Below are 16326 nucleotides of genomic sequence, written 5' to 3' on the forward strand. Positions count from 1 at the left end.
GATCAAGGCATGATTTTCGGTCTAGTACAAATTCTTATCTTTCAAAGTCTTGGCGAACTTGTTTCTAAATTTCTTCTGCCAACGCTACCGGGTCCAGTCATTGGGCTAGTTCTCTTGGTGCTGTGGCTTGTCCTGCGCAAAGGGATTAATTCTGAGCTAGCCATGGTGGCAGACGGTTTTAGTCAATACCTGGGTCTACTCTTTGTGCCAGCGGCAGTTGGCGTGGTGCTTTTCTTGCCTCAACTCAAGGCCAATGCCCTAGCCATTATTAGCGCTTTAATTGGTAGCGTCATCCTCACTATTGCAACCAGCGCTCTGGTTGCACGCTTTTTAAGCAAGAGAGAATCTCATGGGTGAAAAGCACTCCATCGTCGAGATTTGGGTCTATTTATCGGGCAGCCCGCTGTTTGCTCTGTTCATCACGCTTGCCGCCTATCAAATTGGATTGAGTATTTATAAGGCCAGTCATCAGAACCCGCTCGCCAACCCTGTGGCAATAGCTATTCTGATTGTGGCATGTACGATTCAATTTATAGAAATGCCCTACTCAACCTATTTTGAGGGCGCTCAGTTTATTCATTTCTTACTAGGCTCAGCAACAGTCTCACTTGCTATCCCCATCTATCGAGGATTAAGCAGTCTTAAGGGACGCTCCTTGCCCTTAATTGCCTCGCTCTGTTCCGGCGGCCTAGTCTCGATCATGAGCGCCGTGGGTATTGCCACCATGCTCGGGGCAGACTCCAGCATTACTGGTGCCATGTATCCCAAATCGGTTACAGCACCAATCGCCATGGGTATCGCTGAACGCATTGGAGTCTCACCTACTCTGACTGCGATCTTTGCGGTAAGCACCGGAATACTTGGGGCGATTTTGGCGCCTTTTGTTCTCAATGCATTAGGTATGAAGGCTTGGTGGCAAAGAGGTTTTGCCATTGGCATCGGTGCGCACGGTATTGGTACATCACGTGCTTTTAGCATTCACCCAGAAGCGGGCACCTATGCCAGCCTAGCGATGGGGATGAACGGCGTGGTGAGCGCCGTTGCTATCCCAGTGATTTATCACTTATTTAATCGCTAAGTGAGTCGCCAATATTTAGGCAGCCAGTAAATCCGGTATTTGTATGTGCTTCACTTTAGGTTTAATAGTCTTTCTAGCTTTCCACAAATCATAAGCAGACTGTTGGGCCAGCCAAATACTTGCACTGCCACCATTTTCAACGCCTAACCATGCCTCAATTCTCAATGCCATCTCGGGCGAAATTGCTGCTTTAGCATTTAATACTCGAGATAAAGCGACTCTAGTCACACCGAGCTGATCAGCTGCGGCAGTAACAGTAATCCCTAAGGCAGGGAGAATGTCATCACGCAAAGTGAGTCCTGGATGCGGGGGGTTGTGCATTTTTCTCATTTTTATCATCAATGGTAATCCTGATAATTTACCAACACTACGTCTTCGCCTTCAAACCTAAAAGTAATTCTCCAGTTTCCACTAACAGAAATTGAAAAGTGGCCAATCAATTTTCCGCTTAAGGAATGCAATCGCCAGCCAGGAATATTGACATCCTCCCAATTGCGAGCCTCATTCAATCTGGATAATTGTCGTGAAAGACGAGGAGCATGAGAGCTTTGGATACCTGCACGGCTTCCAGTTTCAAAAAATAGCTGCAATCCTTTATGGCGGAACGATTTAATCATACCATATTGTATAGCATAGCTATACAATAATTAAAGCCAATTAAAAACCTAATATTTGCGCGGCTAATTAATCTTCATCGCCTCATCAATAGCTTCACCTAAAACGCTACACAGGAATTCCACTTCTTCAGGTTTAGAAATAAACGGTGGGCCCACGGCGATCGCATCACCCGCTACTCTCACCAACGCACCTCTTTCGATACAGGCTTCCAATACCTTCATCGCACGAAGACCAGGCTTTCCAGGAACAGGATCAAGCTCTACAGCGCCTGATAAGCCAAAGTTGCGTATATCCAAAATGCCTGACTTACCTTTTAAGGCATGCAGTCCATTCTCCAGAACCGGCTCAAGTGCCTTCGCCCGATTGACTAAATCATCAGACTGAAAAATATCCAGTACCGCATGACCTGCAGCTGCTGGAATCGGATGGCCTGAGTAGGTGTACCCATGGAAAAATTCAATCGCTTGCTCTTGTCCACCGTTAGCAATGATGTTGTCATAAATATCGCCACGCACTATTACGCCACCCATTGGAATAACGCCGTTGGTTATGCCTTTGGCAAAGGTAATCATGTCGGGAGTAACTCCAAAACGATCGGCGCCAAAGTTTGCACCTAAGCGACCAAACCCGGTAATCACTTCATCAAAGATCAGCAAGATACCGTGCTTAGTACAAATCTCGCGAATCTTTTGTAAATAGCCATCTGGCGGCACGATCACTCCGGTAGATCCTTGCACAGGCTCCATGATGACGGCAGCAATCGTATTGGCATCATGAAGTGCAACGATCTTTTCTAACTCTTCCGCTAAGTGCGCGCCCCACTTTGGCTGCCCTTTTGAAAAAGCCATTTGAGAAAGATTGAGAGTGTGCGGCAAATGATCCACCCCAGGAATCATCATGCTAGCAAACATTTTTCGATTAGCAACCATGCCGCCCACCGAGATACCAGCAATACCAACACCGTGATAAGCGCGATCTCGCCCAATTAACCGGATGCGAGATGCGTTACCCATGACACGGTGGTAACCGATTGCTATCTTTAAGGCAGTATCGACCGCCTCTGATCCAGAGTTTGTAAAAAATACTTTATCTAAACCCTTTGGCGCCATTTTGGCAATTCGATTGGCTAAGCTAAAAGTAGTTTCACTGGCCATCTGAAACGCTGGGCAATAGTCCATGGTTTCAAACTGCTTCTGAATCGCTGCACCAATACGTGGATCAGCATGCCCCAATGGTGAGCACCAAAGCCCTGATAGGCCATCAAATAACTTACGCCCCTGGTCATCAAAGTAGTAAGCTCCTTTAGCTGACTGCATGATCTTTGGATGGTGCTGAAAGTAGCGGTTAGGTGTAAACGGCAGCCAATAGGCCGACATATCAATTCCGCCTGGTGTTTTATTCATTGTTGTCATGTATCTCTTTGATTGACCTTTGCAAACTAGATTCTGAATTTCTAATACTATAGTACTCATCTCACATTCGGATCCTTAAATGAACCTCCTTAAATCTTTGCTCCTTAGCGCAGCCGCCCTTGGCAACTCAGCTCTGGCGGCTCCTGAAACAGATTGGCCTAAAAAACCGATTGTTGCGATCGTCTCATTTCCAGCTGGCGGTTCTACCGATATCTTCGCGCGCAGCGTCACTGCCCCTTTAGCTGAAGCCTTAGGTCAATCTATTGTTGTTGAAAACAAACCTGGTGCTGGTGGCATGATTGGCTTACAAGCTGCTGCTAAAGCGGCTCCCGATGGCTACACCATCAACATTAGCGCATTGACCAATCAGTCGATCTCTTCAGCTTTATTTAAAAATCCACCGGCTGACTTGCAGAAAGATTTTGTTCCTGTGGCATTAATTGGAACAATTCCTCACTTAATTGTCGTGAACCCAAGTGTTCCAGCAAAAAATCTTCCCGAACTTATTGCCTTCATCAAATCTAAAAAGGGTGACTTTAATTACGCTTCACAGGGTAATGGCAGTCTCTCGCACTTAGAGTCCACTTTATTTATGCAGCGCATTGGCGCAACCGGTACGCACATCCCTTATAAAGGCAGCAGCTTTGCTTTACCGGACTTGATTGCAGGCAACACCCTCATGATGTTTGATAGCGTGACTGCATCACTCCCCCATATCCAAAGTGGGAAGCTACGCCCCATTGCTATCGCTGCTGCGGAGCGCTCTCCTTTAATGCCCAATGTTCCGACTCTCGGACAGGATGGTATGAAACAGTTTGATGTGGAAAACTTCTATGCGGTTTATGTTCCCAAAGGAACATCACCAGTGATCATTGCAAAATTAGAAAGAGAAATCCGTAAAATTCTCACAAATCCGGATTTCAAAGCCCGTATGGCAGCCCAAGGTATTCACCCCCTGTTTGCAAACTCTGAAAAATTGTCTGAAATTACCGCAAGTGAAGCCAGCAAATGGGAAAAGGCAGTAAAGTCAGCGAATATTAAGATTGACTGATACCAATCATTAGCAGCATTGAATAAACAGAAAAATACTATGTTGATTTCCCCTCCTTTTGGTGGCGGCCGCGCGCCCGTTTTAGCCAGAAACACCGTGGCAAGCTCTCAACCGCTTGCCACTCAAGCTGGTATTGAAGCCCTACAAAATGGTGGCAATGCAGTAGATGCTGCACTTGCAACCGCAATCACACTCACAGTAGTTGAACCAACCATGAATGGCATCGGTGGAGATGGTTTTGCAATTCTGTGGGATGGGAAAAAGATACATGGTCTAAATGCCTCTGGTCGTGCTCCCGCTGCTTGGACGCCAGAATACTTTGCTGGTAAATCAGCGATGGATCTTATTGGCTGGAATACCGTCACTGTCCCTGGTATGGTTGCTGGCTGGATTGAACTTTCCAGAAAGTTTGGCAAGCTACCTTTCGCTCAATTATTTACACGTGCAATTGACTATGCTGAAAATGGCTTTCCAGTTTCTCCTGTTATCGCTCGTCAATGGCGTGAAGCTATTCCGATTCTGAAAAATCAACCGGGGTTTGCAGAATCATTTTTGATTGATGGCAAATCGCCTCAGGCAGGTCAAATCTGGAAATACCCAGCCCAAGCTAAAACTCTGAGAGAAATCGCTGCTACTGAAGGAGAATCTTTTTACAAGGGTCCACTTGCTCAGAGTATGGTGGATTTTGCACAAGCGACTGGTGGTTGCTTCACCATGCAAGACTTTGCTGATAACCAATCGGAATGGGTTGAGCCTCTTGCTTTTGACTATGGTGACCACACCCTGCTTGAAATTCCACCAAATGGCTCAGGTATTGCAGCCCAAATTGCATTAGGCATTTTGCAGGCAGCCAATGTCAAACAATACCCCGCAAATTCTGCGCAGCGGATTCATCTACAGATCGAAGCGATGCGGATGGCCTTTGCTGATGCTTATGCTCATATCTCGGATGCCGGCACCATGAAAGTGTCCACAAGCACATTATTAGATAGAGATTATTTAGCTAGCCGTGCTGCACTCATTAACCACAATCAAGCGGGCAGCTATGGCGCCGGGGATCCACATGCTGGTGGCACTGTTTACCTGTGCGCCGCGGATACGAACGGCATGATGATCTCGTATATTCAATCAAACTTTAAGGGCTTTGGTTCTGGCGTAGTAGCGCCTGGTGGCATCGCTTTTCATAATCGTGGCATGAGTTTTAGACTGGAAGATGGGCACCCTAATCAAGTTGCTCCAGGTAAGCGCCCTTTCCATACAATTCTTCCTGCTTTCCTTACCAAGGATAGTAAACCCACGATGGCATTTGGTGTCATGGGTGGCAATATGCAACCCCAAGGTCATATTCAGTTTGTGATGCGCTTTGTAGATGAATATCTCAATCCGCAGGCTTGCTCAGATGCACCACGCTGGCGTATTGATGATTTAGGCAAGTTGACTGTAGAAGCGTCAATGCCCACTAGTGTTGTAGAGGGGTTAAAGGCTCTTGGTCACGAAGTGGCTGTGCAGCCTGCCAACAGCCTGGATTTTGGTAGTGCACAAGCGATTGCGTTATTAGGCGAAGAAACTCAGAATGCTTATATTGCTGGAAGCGATCATCGTCGAGATGGCTTGGCAGCTGGGTTTTAAGGCTGAGAATTGAATTCTTCGGCAACTAACTTACCAATACAGATCTTCCTCATCTCGATTTAAAAATTCACGAAGAAGTAAATCAACGCCATCCATAGAGATAGCCTTAGCAGTTTTGCGCTAACCAACTCTCATCTTCTTATTGAATGGTTTTAGATGCTCAGCATATAAACTTGCTTAGTCAGCTTGCTTAGTCGGCTTGCTTAGTGAACTTGCTCGTCTTTATCATTGAACTCATTTTTGATGAGAATAGGAATGGTTGGATGGCATTTCAATTTTATTAAAAGTCTACGCAGAATTTCTAGAATAAATTCCTGCGTTTCTAGTGAGGAGATTAATACTCCCACTTTTTATAAGTTTACCTGTTTGATAAAATATGTATATACATATTTAAGGTAAGAGCATGCAAAATCTAGTCATTAGCCCAGCGATCCATGGGAAGCTGGAACTAAAGCACGGCATAAGCCGCAGTGATGTTGAGCAATGCTTTATCAATAGGCAACGCTCCTACCTTGTTGATAATAGGCTAGATCACCTAACAGAACCGCCAACTGAATGGTTTATCTCAGAAAATGATCGTGGGATATTAATTAAAGTGGTTTTTATATTTGATAACGGAATGATTTATCTAAAAAGTGCATTTCCACCAAATTCAACAGAAATTCGTATATACAATACAATATCAATACCTTACTAAAAGTGTCACTTCCATAGAATTGACGAAACGTAAAGCTTGCAAGGAAGGAAAGTAATGATCGCAAAAATGAAGAAGGTAAAAAATCACAACACCGCCGATGCCTGGGAGAGCGGTGATTTGGGTAGAGATATTAAGCACGCTAGAGCGGTAGACAAAAAACTAGGATCTCAAATTGATGATGTTCTAGGTCTGCAGATGATCTCCATTCGTCTAGAAAAAGACTTGATTGAATCCTATAAGCTTTTAGGCGCAAAATATGACATGGGTTACCAGCCTCTTATGCGCGAAGCCTTAAAAAGGTTTGTTGAGGGTGAATTTAAGCTGATTGCCAGTGAGGCACTTGAAAAACAAAAAGCAGCCAAACCAAAACTAAATACAATCAAAAGAATCAAGAAGGCGGCTTAAGGTCCTATTTTGAAGGCAAGCAATTCAGATAAAAACGCTTCACCTCTTGGTCACAACTCACATCCTTAGGCTGTATGGGGCGCTCTAGAGTGATACCTTCAATTGAGGTGCAGCGGCTGAGGGCCACATACACTTGTCCCGAGGCAAAAGCCCCTGAAGATAAATCCACTTTGATCTTATCGAGAGTCTTGCCCTGACTCTTATGAATGGTGACAGCCCAAGCTAACATTAATGGGATCTGTTCAAAGGTGCCAATAATGTTTGGCGAGATCTTGCCAGACATCATGTCATGGTCATAGCGATAAGATTCCCACTGATGCCCTTTAACCTCTACTGTATTTGAGTAAGGCCCGTTCTGCACCATGACTTTGACAGTATTGGGTAGCAACTCACGCACTACCCCGATCGTGCCATTCACCCAGCGCTTAGGAAAATTACTATCGGTTGCTGTAAACATGACCTTTGCACCAACCTTCAGAGTCAGGTGATTAGGTGACGGCAGATTGCGCTCATCCATATTGAACTTACCAGTGCTATTGCCCATGTAAATCTTGGCGTCAGTTGTAAGCCCTCTTAATCCTGCGCCATTAATTTGGTCTGCACGGGCGTTAGTTGTGGTTAGAGTGATGGTTTGCTCATCAACTCCTTTTTTGGTTTCATAACAAACGGCATTTAAGGTATCGAGCGCTTCTTCAATATCTTGATTGATACGAATCTGATTGAGTAAACCAGCAAAATGCTCATCCTTTTGGCGAAATATTTTAGAGAGCTCCACCATCGTGACATCTTTGCGATGCAGCGCCATGGCGCAAAAGAAGTAAGGCCCCTCATAGCCACGCTCGGATAGAACTTGCATATCGGTGTTTGAGACTACCGGCGGTAGCTGAAATAAGTCCCCCACAAACATCACTTGAATACCGCCAAAAGCTTTACCTTTTTGTGGACCATTCTCACGTAAGAACAAATCTATGGCATCCACTACATCTGCTCGTACCATCGAGATCTCATCAATGATGAGTAGACGTATATCTTTATAGAGCCGCTTATCTCGTAGTGGCTTAATATCCTCTTCTGGAAATATCAGCCTTGGCGGTAATCGAAAGAAGGAGTGAATTGTGACTCCTCTCACCTGAAGTGCAGCGACGCCCGTTGGCGCAACCACCACTACATTGCCGGGGATGGTTTCCCGTAAATAACCGATGAGAGTGGTTTTGCCAGTCCCCGCTTTACCGCTAACAAAAATATAGGGGTCATGGCGCTCAATTGCCTCAATCACGGCCTGATAATCAGGGGTAATTTCAATATCGGAAGAGCTAGGGTTGGCAGGAAGACTCATGAGCAAGCAAACTATACCCTGAGTTCAGTAAATATCATGAAAGAGGGTCAGGGATGCTCGGCGCTGATGTTTTCAAAACCGATTTCGAGACCCAGCCTCTTCTACTAACTTAATTGGAAATATCGCTATAAAAATGAATTGTGTTTTTGCCGCTCGTCTTAGATCGATACATAGCCGTATCAGCATGCCTAAATAAATCCTCTTCAGAATCCGCATCATTTGGAAAAATAGAGATGCCGATACTAATCGTTGTCGCGATCAATTGACTATTACTAGATATACCAAGTGCAATTGCTGACTGCATTTTTTTGGCAATTCTTAAGGCATCCTCTGGTGTCTGCAAATCTTCCAACAGAACCACGAACTCGTCACCGCCAAGGCGACCTAGAGAATCGGAATCACGTATACAAACCATCATCCGATTCGATGCAGCCTTGAGCACTTCATCACCTGCGCTATGGCCATATTGATCATTAATACTCTTGAAATGATCAATATCAATATAGAGAATAGCAAAGAGGGATTTATTGCGACGGGCCTTCACAATGGCGCGTTGCAATCGATCAGTAAGCAATGATCTATTTGGCAATCCAGTTAAGGGATCATGGCTTGCCAAATGCTGCACTTGAGATAGTGAATGATGGAGGCGGCGATTCAGCCTCCAAATATAGTAAGCTATCCCTAAAATACACACTACAGCAATGATCGAAAAGGTTAAAGCGCTGTACAGCCAAGTGAGATTTTTCTTAGGATTAACGTCGTAGATAAAACCTTCTAAAGAAAAATCTGGGTTTAAAGCGCCCGACTCTTTATAGATTTCTGCAGTATGTTGCCAACGGGATAAGTTCATAAAACCTACTGGAACAAGATCTGCCCTGATTAAAGGATCTAATTTAGAACGCTCGAATGCAATTTTCTGATCTGTTGCTGCAGGGGCGTATTTTTGAACAATGGCTGCAGCCTCCTCTGGATGCTTTAACGCGAACTCCCAGCCTTGCAGAGTAGCCACTCGAAAACGCTCTGTTCTTTGCGCATTTTTTTCTATCTTTGTGCTGGTAGTAAATAAATTATCACCATACATATCAATGCCAGCAGAGCGAGGACTGTAGATATCGTAAACAAACCCTGCCTTAGACAATTGGTAAGGCTCATTGCTCACGTATCCTGATATAGCGAGTACTGAGCCATTGATGAGCTTTCTACCGTATCCATGCCTGGAGAAAAGGCCGTCATGTTTTTTAAATCCACTCTTTCACTCCTCAAATACACCTGCAACTCATCAGAGAGTCTTCTTAATAAGATAGGCTTTTGACTTAAATCGTGAATACTTTGGTTCTCTTTAAATCGTTTGGCAATAATCACATAGGGTGAATGCTGAAAAATGGTGGCCAGTACCACTACTGGAGCGCCATCTTGTCTTGCCAGCAATAAACCACTGGTACCAGAGCCATAGTTGGCCTTACCCGATAAGACCTCTGCAACCACATCTTGCCCGGGTTGAAGCGCTCGAATATCCACATCCAATCCGGCTGCTTTGTAATAGCCCATTTCTTTGGCGGCGTAATAACCTACAAACTGATAGCCGTGATTCCACTTGAGCTGCAACACCACTTTTTCCAAGGCGAATGCGGGCTGGGCAAAAATGAATATGCCAGCCAAGAGCAAAAGAAAGCTTTTTAGAATACGGATTAGCAGAAAAAAAGGGGGTATTGGGGTATTGGGGTATTGGGGTATTGGGGTATTGGGGTCTTAGCAAGTTAAACAATTGATAGCAACAATCCGGTCTGAATATAAGCAAAGCGAGTTTACTTTACAGCTTCTGACTTTATATTGGTAGATAAATACTGTTGTGATTTCATATTATCAGCTAAAAGTACTGTAGTTTTTAGAAAAAGTGTTCGTCAACACAGCATTATCTCGTCAAAAACAGGGGTCATAAATCATCCCATTATTTAGCTAGGGTAATACCTGATTTGCCACCCTCAATTTACTAGTATTTATCTACTATATTGATTAAGTTTGGTGCATAAAAATGGTGCAAACCTTATTAATAGGTAATAAAAAACATATACACTACGCACTGATTATGAACAACGATAAAAAAGAAACCAAAATCAAAATACAGATTGTTGATCCTCAACAGATCGCCTTATGGGGTATGAAACACCTCATCTCAACTGTAAAGTCATTTCATGTCTGCGCCACCGTTACCAATGGCAAAGAAGCAGTAGAACATGCAATTGCCCACAACCCAGATATCATTGTTTTAGAGCCTGAATTAGATGGCGAAGATGGTCTTGGCTTAATCTCCATCTTGCTAGAAAAAACAAAATCCAAAATCATTATCTACACTGGCACCAAGAACACCAGCATTCATGATCAAGCGGTAGTAAAAGGTGCGCGTGGCGTCATTACCAAAACTGAATCCACTGACACTCTATTAAAAGCGATTGAGAAAATCCATTTAGGTGAATTGTGGATTAACCGCAATGCCACTTCTCGCATCCTGATGCAAATTGCACAAGCGAATGCGCCAAAAGCATTAAGTAATGAGCAAAAGAAATTAGCCAGCCTTTCTACTAAAGAAGAAAAAGTGACGCGCGCTATTCAAATGTATGCTGAAAAAACACTTAAAGAGATTGCAAGTACACTCAATATCAGTGAGCACACCTTACGCAATCACTTAGCCTCAATCTACAGCAAGCTTGATCTGCGCAACCGCTTAGAGCTTTACGTGTTCTGTGGCAAACATCAAAAAACCGAGAACCCTGAAGCTCACCCAAGACGCCGCGCTTCTGATATCTAAGCAATGCATCACCCGCCATTGCCTAACTCTTTGTGCGGACTCTTCAATTTAGCTTCTTCTTAAATTGATGCACAAACAAACTCAGCGATACCCTTCTCAAAAGATGATTGCTCAGTTTGAGCAATTTGGCAAATCGATTTTGCTAATTGCTTTGCAATGCGGCATCTTCTTTCTGGCATTCACTAACATTTCTGTTGCAATGACTTTTGAAAAACAAGAGCGTTGCGTTATTCCAGCTAAACCAAAATGTCAAACGGTGATCTTAGCTGTTGGACAAATCGATCAACAAACGCCTGAACAATTTAAAGCAATTGCCAAGGACTTTCCTCAGGGCTCTTGGGTAGTACTTTCAAGTCCTGGCGGTAACGTAGTCAGCGCCATGCGAATGGGTCAGCACATTCGTGAAGCGGGATTGAATACGACGATAGGCTCAACTGATTACAGTCCACCCAATTGCCTATCCTCTTGCGCATATGCGTTTGTAGGTGGTGTATCACGAAGCCTCCCTGAAGGTAGTAAATACGGCATCCACCAATTTAGAGGTAAAGATAAAGCGCTCAGTGAGGATGAAGCGCAAAAAATTAGCGCTACGCTAGCTGCATATCTGGATGTCATGGGGGTAGATCGCCATCTACTGGATTACGCTCAGGTGACTACCAGTGAAAAGATGAGTGTCTTATCCCTTGCCCAAGCAAAGTTACTCAAGGTAGATAACACAGGACAATCCCCTTACCCACGTTGGCGACTAGAAGCTACCGCCAACAGCCAGTTAGTGGCAGTCAATAATCCCCCCACCCTCAGCGGCAATCCCTCTAGCATCTTAGGGCTCTTGCAAGTAAGCAATACAGACAAGAGCAAGAAGATTGTCTTTTTAATCTTTTATAAAAGTGAGGATGAAGCCACTTTTAAACAAAAGATTGATCATCAGCTCACCATTGATCAACAAACCTTCACACTCAAACAAGCAGAAGACTGGCAAAAGAAAGCCAACGGCTATCAAGCAGGTTTTTTGATTGCAGACGAAGCGCTCAAAGCCCTAGCGCAAGCACCGGAAGAAAGCACCATCAACCTCCAGTCCAGTCTAGGTAAAGTTCGTTTTGGTGTGGGTGGCTTTAAAAATATCTACCAGGTTTTTGTAGGAAGCGATAACAAAGAAGTGCGGAAATAATTCCTCCGCCTTAACTTAAGAAAATAAATCTAATAGCGGCTGCGAGCTAATCCTGCCATCAAATCGGGCTGACTTACGTTGCGCAAATAGAGCGCGATCCGTGGGATGAACGCTAGTGCTATCTTTATCCCAATCGACTTCAACCAAAACACTGTTGGCATCATACGCATAGAGGCCAGCTTGCAATGCTAATAGCGTAAGCTCTGCATCAGCGAAGTGACGTTGATAGCCTGGGTGGAAAAAATTTCCTGCATAATTGTTTTGTGCCCAAACTCGTTTAGCCAAACCAAAACCTGCTAATGCGCCCGCCCACTTGCCGTCGTTAAATCCTAAAAAAGATTTAGTTTCACCTAGTGCTTCAATAGCTAGTTTGAGCCACTGACGACCTGCGAAAGCATCTTGAGCTACATAACCAAAATAAGGGCTTTTGCTTTGCTTAAATACCGTATTCACAATCGCGATAAATCCCAGTTTGCCATCGTCATGAACGGCCAATATGAAGCCCTTTGCGGCTGCCCTACTGGACATCAATTCGCAGGCTTGTTGGGCTTGGCTGGCATTGATAAAGGGCATCACCACTAAGGCGCCCTCAACTACCAATGGGTGATTCTCAAAGTCTTGCAGTTCAGATGAAGAGATATATTTGATTTGCATAGTTAAATCATTTCCTCAATCACTCATTTACTTATTTTTGTATTTAATGCAGCAATAGAAACCGTGTGTCTTTCGCAAAATAAATGACCAGAGTGTAGAACTTGTATCTTGGTACCCATGAACAGCGCTTCACGGGCTGTTAAGCCACTGCTATACGGAAAGGTATCAATCATCGTCGCATGGCGATTGAGCTCTTGTAAAGCCTCCTCGTGCGTCTTGGGAATCACAAACTCGACTTGCTCCCCCAGTACCGCATTAATACGCTCTTGTACCTGAGGGTAGCGATACTGACGATGGATAAATACTTTTTTGCCGGGCATCTTGGCCAACTCTTGTAGAAAAGGTTTTGATACCTTAGCTGGGTTAGAAAAAACGCAAGGTGTTTTGGATTTTTTGCTGGCAGGCTTGGGTAAGTATGAAGGCGGCGTATATGTAGCATAACCCTCAGGAATCTGTATCAATGGTTCTCTGTACAGACTTTGCAGCTTTGCTGGAGACTGCCACTGATCCCCAATCCAGCCATCAAAACTCTCTAAACCGGTAGTGGCACTCTGACCTCCTACCCACTTAAATTGTTGGCGGGCCGGCTTAACTGATAAAGCTTGCAGTGCAATCGGGTCCATCCAGCCGCCTAGATCATAAAGAACGTCTAAATCGGCTTCATGAATTCTCTTCGCTAAATCGCTTGCGCCCCAATGCGCAACATCAACCCACTCACTTGCAAGAGATTTAAATTCAGCTGTTGCTACATCATTTTGATGGCCGCGATTAAAGATCACAATATCGCACTGCGGTGCTATTTTGTGCCAACCTGCGATCGTTAAAAAATAGACTGGAGAAATCCCAAACTGGGGCGATAGCAATCCTACTCTGGGACGATAAGACGCTTTAGCGTAGGCTGGTGTGCGATCCACTAAAGCTGGTAATTGCAAACTGGGTAATCGCAGGTGCTGAGCAGAAAAAGTTTGTATCTCGTCACTTAACTGCTGTGCTGATTGAAGTGTATTCCAGTGGGGCCGCTCGTAAAGACGCGCCATGAGTGAAGTGAGTTGTGCGTCCATACTGTATTCAGCATCACCTTTAAGAGGCTCAACCAGCGCAATGGCTGCTAAGGGGTCGCCATACTCATTTAAAGTGATATTGGCCAGACCTAAGCGCGCCTGAGCGTTACTCGCATCAATTTTTAATACTTTCTGAAAAGCATGTTGCGCTTGCACTATTTGACCTAGAGCTTGATAGCTCTTGGCCAGAATCATCAGGCTTTGCCATAGGCGTGGCTTGAGATGGATTGCCTTCTGACAGGCTACTACCGCTAAAGCGGTATTGCCCATCCCAAAATGGCACAGACCCAAGTTATGAGCAAGCTCGGCAGATTGGGGATGGCTTTGGAGTAACTCCGAGTACAAGTGAATCGCTAAAGCCCACTGCTTAGTATCACGCGCATGATCGGCGTGAGCTAATACATTACTAATGTCCCCTAGCTTAGCCACCGGAATTCAGATTAAGAAAACTTAATATCGGTTGGTGTAATGGTGCGTAAATAGGTTTTAGCCCACTCCTTGCCATTGATCTGCGTCAGGTAAAGATTACGGTAATTGACCCAACATACGCCAAGCCAAGCCGACTTGGTTCGATGGGCAACATCCTTCATCTCGCGCAATAGCTTCAAATGCACATTGAGCTCACGCTCACGCTCAGGCAAGGCTATCTTGTAAGACTTCATTGATTTACCGGCCGTTTTCATAAAGACTGGAAAAAGGCGTTCAACGATGAAAGGCACGTAAGTAGCCCCATTATGAATGCCCTGCTTATCTGCCATTGGGGAGTGCATCAAGTCACGTACCTTAGGCGGTAATTTTTTATTCGCTAGCGACAAAATATCACGTACCCATGGCAAATACGCTGCCCAGAATTTAGGGGTTGCAACTAAGAAGTTCGTGGCAGAAAATTGCTCAGAAGAACTTAAGCTCGTCAGCTCATCAACCGGCAAACCCGTTACCTGAAATACCGCTTGTGAGAGCGCAAAAAACTGTGGGTGAGCAGTCTCACCTTGAAGCCAACTATTGTGATACAGGGCTTCAATCTGTGGATAAGGATTACAGAAATACACATCATTGCCAGGGTGCGCTTGAATACTTTTCACCCAATCAGCACCACCCATACCAGTAAGCTCAGCAAAGCGCCAGGACAATGTACCCCACAATTGCGCATCTTTAACATACTCCGTATTCATGAGTTGTTCAAAGACTGCAAAGTCCATCAGCTCAGAGGTATTTTTACTATTATCGAGAGGTGAAAAATTAGCATCGAGTAAGTCACGTTGCCACGGCTCGTTATAGATTTGGAAAATTCGCAAAGGCGACTTTAAAGAGCCCGCTGGTTTTTTAACGAGATCTTTTTCAAGGCCAGTTTCTGCTTTAGGAATAGGGCCAGCAGAACTCTCAAGCAATGAGTGATCATCATCCTTATCATTGCTCTTACCGTTTGACTTGCCGTTAGTTTTGCCATTCACCTTACCATTCATTTTGTCATTGGCTTTAACGTTGATCGCCTCATTGGCTTTATTGCTCTCTTTAGGTCCTTTTTTTAATTCCGGAGACTTCGCAGTAGGAACTTTTGATGGAGCTTTAGCAGCAGCATTTTCAGTAGAATCAGTAGTTTTATTGTCAGGCGCAGCATCAACTTGGCGCGCCACAGAAGGCCCAATAGCGGCTTTTTGCACTACGGCACGATTTTTATTGCTCACTCCCGCGCGACTTGCAGCTTGAGGTGCTTTAGTGCCAGTTTTTGGTGGATTTTTTTTGGTCGCCATGGCTTTTGCTCAATACCCTAATATTGGTGAGATAAGATGAGATAAGGAAGTTAGATTATTGAGGTCAATAATATCGTAAAAAATCTAATTTTAACCGCGTTAGACCAATAACTGAGGGACAAAATGAATGTCCAACTTTGGAATCTTTGAGCCCATCCTCACAATTAAAATGCTGTGGATTATTAACATAGTGATGATGCGTTGCTGGGCAGATCTAGTGCCCAAGTACATTGTTAATGAAACTGTTGAGTAGGCCTCTCAGAAAAAATCAGGCTACCTATTTCTTTATAAAATTGCTTCGCATATCTTAATAAGTATGGCAATTTTTTAGAAATATGCGCGCCGATTACCATCAATCAAGCACAAATAAAGCAAAAGGGGCCCGAAGACCCCCCTGCTTTACCTCACTTGAACACTGGTACTGCTCAAACTTACTTCAGCAGCAATTAAGCAGCGATTAAAGATCCTGCTTTTACTTGACCTGCATCGGCATTCATTGCATCGGCACGTGCACTCAGTCTTGCTTGTACAGTCTCTACTACTGGACCGCTGGTATGAAGCTTGCCGTAGCCTTGCGTATCCCAAATATGACGCCAGAGCGGCACATCTTTAGGGGCTGGCATTTGCTCTGCAGTACCAAATACTTTGCTATCGCCTAGG

At 44.5% G+C, this 16326-nt stretch carries 18 protein-coding genes; 8 read left to right on the plus strand and 10 right to left on the minus strand.

The window, feature by feature from the left end; all coding sequences use genetic code 11:
* Positions 1 to 9: 9 nt before the first annotated feature.
* Both ICN48_RS10355 and ICN48_RS10360 read left to right on the plus strand, forming a co-directional pair.
* Positions 10 to 357: a CidA/LrgA family protein gene (locus ICN48_RS10355; RefSeq protein ID WP_216153607.1), complete on the plus strand. Its 348-nt coding sequence runs from the start codon at positions 10 to 12 to the stop codon at positions 355 to 357.
* Positions 350 to 1078, plus strand: coding sequence for an LrgB family protein (locus tag ICN48_RS10360; protein WP_216153608.1), 729 nt, complete (start codon positions 350 to 352; stop codon positions 1076 to 1078). The genes ICN48_RS10355 and ICN48_RS10360 overlap by 8 nt, the downstream gene beginning before the upstream one ends.
* Positions 1079 to 1093: 15 nt before the next feature.
* Here the strand turns inward: ICN48_RS10360 and ICN48_RS10365 are convergent, their stop codons facing one another.
* The 3 genes from ICN48_RS10365 to ICN48_RS10375 form a co-directional block, all read right to left on the minus strand.
* Positions 1094 to 1408: a HigA family addiction module antitoxin gene (locus tag ICN48_RS10365; RefSeq protein WP_216153609.1), complete on the minus strand. Its 315-nt coding sequence runs from the start codon at positions 1406 to 1408 to the stop codon at positions 1094 to 1096.
* Between the two features lie 8 nt (positions 1409 to 1416).
* On the minus strand, positions 1417 to 1695 hold the full coding sequence (locus ICN48_RS10370; RefSeq protein ID WP_216153610.1) for a type II toxin-antitoxin system RelE/ParE family toxin: 279 nt from the start codon (positions 1693 to 1695) through the stop codon (positions 1417 to 1419).
* A gap of 63 nt (positions 1696 to 1758) precedes the next feature.
* Positions 1759 to 3099: an aspartate aminotransferase family protein gene (locus tag ICN48_RS10375; RefSeq protein ID WP_370624208.1), complete on the minus strand. Its 1341-nt coding sequence runs from the start codon at positions 3097 to 3099 to the stop codon at positions 1759 to 1761.
* A gap of 88 nt (positions 3100 to 3187) precedes the next feature.
* Between ICN48_RS10375 and ICN48_RS10380 the strand changes: the two genes are divergently transcribed.
* From ICN48_RS10380 to ICN48_RS10395, 4 genes are all read left to right on the plus strand, one after another.
* Complete coding sequence (locus ICN48_RS10380; RefSeq protein ID WP_216153612.1) at positions 3188 to 4159, plus strand: tripartite tricarboxylate transporter substrate binding protein; 972 nt, start codon at positions 3188 to 3190, stop codon at positions 4157 to 4159.
* Between the two features lie 39 nt (positions 4160 to 4198).
* On the plus strand, positions 4199 to 5788 hold the full coding sequence (locus tag ICN48_RS10385; protein ID WP_216153613.1) for a gamma-glutamyltransferase family protein: 1590 nt from the start codon (positions 4199 to 4201) through the stop codon (positions 5786 to 5788).
* Positions 5789 to 6191: 403 nt separating this feature from the next.
* Complete coding sequence (locus ICN48_RS10390) at positions 6192 to 6485, plus strand: ADP-ribosyl-(dinitrogen reductase) hydrolase (protein WP_216153614.1); 294 nt, start codon at positions 6192 to 6194, stop codon at positions 6483 to 6485.
* A gap of 54 nt (positions 6486 to 6539) precedes the next feature.
* Positions 6540 to 6890, plus strand: coding sequence for a BrnA antitoxin family protein (locus ICN48_RS10395; RefSeq protein ID WP_255539539.1), 351 nt, complete (start codon positions 6540 to 6542; stop codon positions 6888 to 6890).
* A 4-nt stretch (positions 6891 to 6894) separates the two neighbouring features.
* On the opposite strand, the gene ICN48_RS14035 is transcribed toward ICN48_RS10395, so the two are convergent.
* The 3 genes from ICN48_RS14035 to ICN48_RS10410 all read right to left on the minus strand — a co-directional run bounded on the left by ICN48_RS14035 (position 6895) and on the right by ICN48_RS10410 (position 9834).
* Positions 6895 to 8226 carry an ATP-dependent RecD-like DNA helicase gene (locus ICN48_RS14035; protein ID WP_216153615.1) on the minus strand — a complete coding sequence of 444 codons (1332 nt, stop codon included), beginning with the start codon at positions 8224 to 8226 and terminating at the stop codon, positions 6895 to 6897.
* Between the two features lie 109 nt (positions 8227 to 8335).
* Positions 8336 to 9385 (minus strand): diguanylate cyclase domain-containing protein, encoded by a 1050-nt coding sequence (locus ICN48_RS10405; protein ID WP_216153616.1) that lies wholly within the window; start codon positions 9383 to 9385, stop codon positions 8336 to 8338.
* A complete protein-coding gene (locus ICN48_RS10410; RefSeq protein ID WP_216153617.1) occupies positions 9382 to 9834 on the minus strand; it encodes an ABC transporter substrate-binding protein in 453 nt (150 codons plus the stop codon). Before ICN48_RS10410 ends, ICN48_RS10405 begins: the two co-directional genes overlap by 4 nt.
* Before the next feature lie 478 nt (positions 9835 to 10312).
* Between ICN48_RS10410 and ICN48_RS10415 the strand changes: the two genes are divergently transcribed.
* A complete protein-coding gene (locus ICN48_RS10415) occupies positions 10313 to 11032 on the plus strand; it encodes a response regulator transcription factor (RefSeq protein ID WP_216153618.1) in 720 nt (239 codons plus the stop codon).
* 67 nt (positions 11033 to 11099) lie between these two features.
* Positions 11100 to 12200 (plus strand): hypothetical protein, encoded by a 1101-nt coding sequence (locus ICN48_RS10420; RefSeq protein ID WP_216153619.1) that lies wholly within the window; start codon positions 11100 to 11102, stop codon positions 12198 to 12200.
* A gap of 15 nt (positions 12201 to 12215) precedes the next feature.
* Here the strand turns inward: ICN48_RS10420 and ICN48_RS10425 are convergent, their stop codons facing one another.
* The 4 genes from ICN48_RS10425 to ICN48_RS10440 all read right to left on the minus strand — a co-directional run.
* On the minus strand, positions 12216 to 12854 hold the full coding sequence (locus tag ICN48_RS10425) for a hypothetical protein (RefSeq protein ID WP_216153620.1): 639 nt from the start codon (positions 12852 to 12854) through the stop codon (positions 12216 to 12218).
* 23 nt (positions 12855 to 12877) lie between these two features.
* Positions 12878 to 14344: a tetratricopeptide repeat protein gene (locus ICN48_RS10430; RefSeq protein WP_216153621.1), complete on the minus strand. Its 1467-nt coding sequence runs from the start codon at positions 14342 to 14344 to the stop codon at positions 12878 to 12880.
* Between the two features lie 11 nt (positions 14345 to 14355).
* On the minus strand, positions 14356 to 15666 hold the full coding sequence (locus tag ICN48_RS10435) for a hypothetical protein (RefSeq protein ID WP_216153622.1): 1311 nt from the start codon (positions 15664 to 15666) through the stop codon (positions 14356 to 14358).
* Positions 15667 to 16112: 446 nt separating this feature from the next.
* Positions 16113 to 16326, minus strand: a 214-nt coding sequence (locus tag ICN48_RS10440) for a hypothetical protein (protein WP_216153623.1), incomplete at its 5' end; no start/stop codon positions are given.

The sequence above is a fragment of the Polynucleobacter sp. JS-Safj-400b-B2 genome (assembly GCF_018881975.1).
Taxonomy (GTDB): Bacteria; Pseudomonadota; Gammaproteobacteria; order Burkholderiales; family Burkholderiaceae; genus Polynucleobacter.

What these genes read in the sequence shown, in the direction of transcription:
- ICN48_RS10355 (WP_216153607.1), top strand. Translation starts at nt 10, where the DNA reads ATGATTTTCGGTCTAGTACAAATTCTTATCTTTCAAAGTCTTGGCGAA.
- ICN48_RS10360 (WP_216153608.1), top strand. Translation starts at nt 350, where the DNA reads ATGGGTGAAAAGCACTCCATCGTCGAGATTTGGGTCTATTTATCGGGC.
- ICN48_RS10365 (WP_216153609.1), bottom strand. Translation starts at nt 1,408, where the DNA reads ATGAGAAAAATGCACAACCCCCCGCATCCAGGACTCACTTTGCGTGAT.
- ICN48_RS10370 (WP_216153610.1), bottom strand. Translation starts at nt 1,695, where the DNA reads ATGATTAAATCGTTCCGCCATAAAGGATTGCAGCTATTTTTTGAAACT.
- ICN48_RS10375 (WP_370624208.1), bottom strand. Translation starts at nt 3,099, where the DNA reads ATGAATAAAACACCAGGCGGAATTGATATGTCGGCCTATTGGCTGCCG.
- ICN48_RS10380 (WP_216153612.1), top strand. Translation starts at nt 3,188, where the DNA reads ATGAACCTCCTTAAATCTTTGCTCCTTAGCGCAGCCGCCCTTGGCAAC.
- ICN48_RS10385 (WP_216153613.1), top strand. Translation starts at nt 4,199, where the DNA reads ATGTTGATTTCCCCTCCTTTTGGTGGCGGCCGCGCGCCCGTTTTAGCC.
- ICN48_RS10390 (WP_216153614.1), top strand. Translation starts at nt 6,192, where the DNA reads ATGCAAAATCTAGTCATTAGCCCAGCGATCCATGGGAAGCTGGAACTA.
- ICN48_RS10395 (WP_255539539.1), top strand. Translation starts at nt 6,540, where the DNA reads ATGATCGCAAAAATGAAGAAGGTAAAAAATCACAACACCGCCGATGCC.
- ICN48_RS14035 (WP_216153615.1), bottom strand. Translation starts at nt 8,226, where the DNA reads ATGAGTCTTCCTGCCAACCCTAGCTCTTCCGATATTGAAATTACCCCT.
- ICN48_RS10415 (WP_216153618.1), top strand. Translation starts at nt 10,313, where the DNA reads ATGAACAACGATAAAAAAGAAACCAAAATCAAAATACAGATTGTTGAT.
- ICN48_RS10420 (WP_216153619.1), top strand. Translation starts at nt 11,100, where the DNA reads ATGCACAAACAAACTCAGCGATACCCTTCTCAAAAGATGATTGCTCAG.
- ICN48_RS10425 (WP_216153620.1), bottom strand. Translation starts at nt 12,854, where the DNA reads ATGCAAATCAAATATATCTCTTCATCTGAACTGCAAGACTTTGAGAAT.
- ICN48_RS10435 (WP_216153622.1), bottom strand. Translation starts at nt 15,666, where the DNA reads ATGGCGACCAAAAAAAATCCACCAAAAACTGGCACTAAAGCACCTCAA.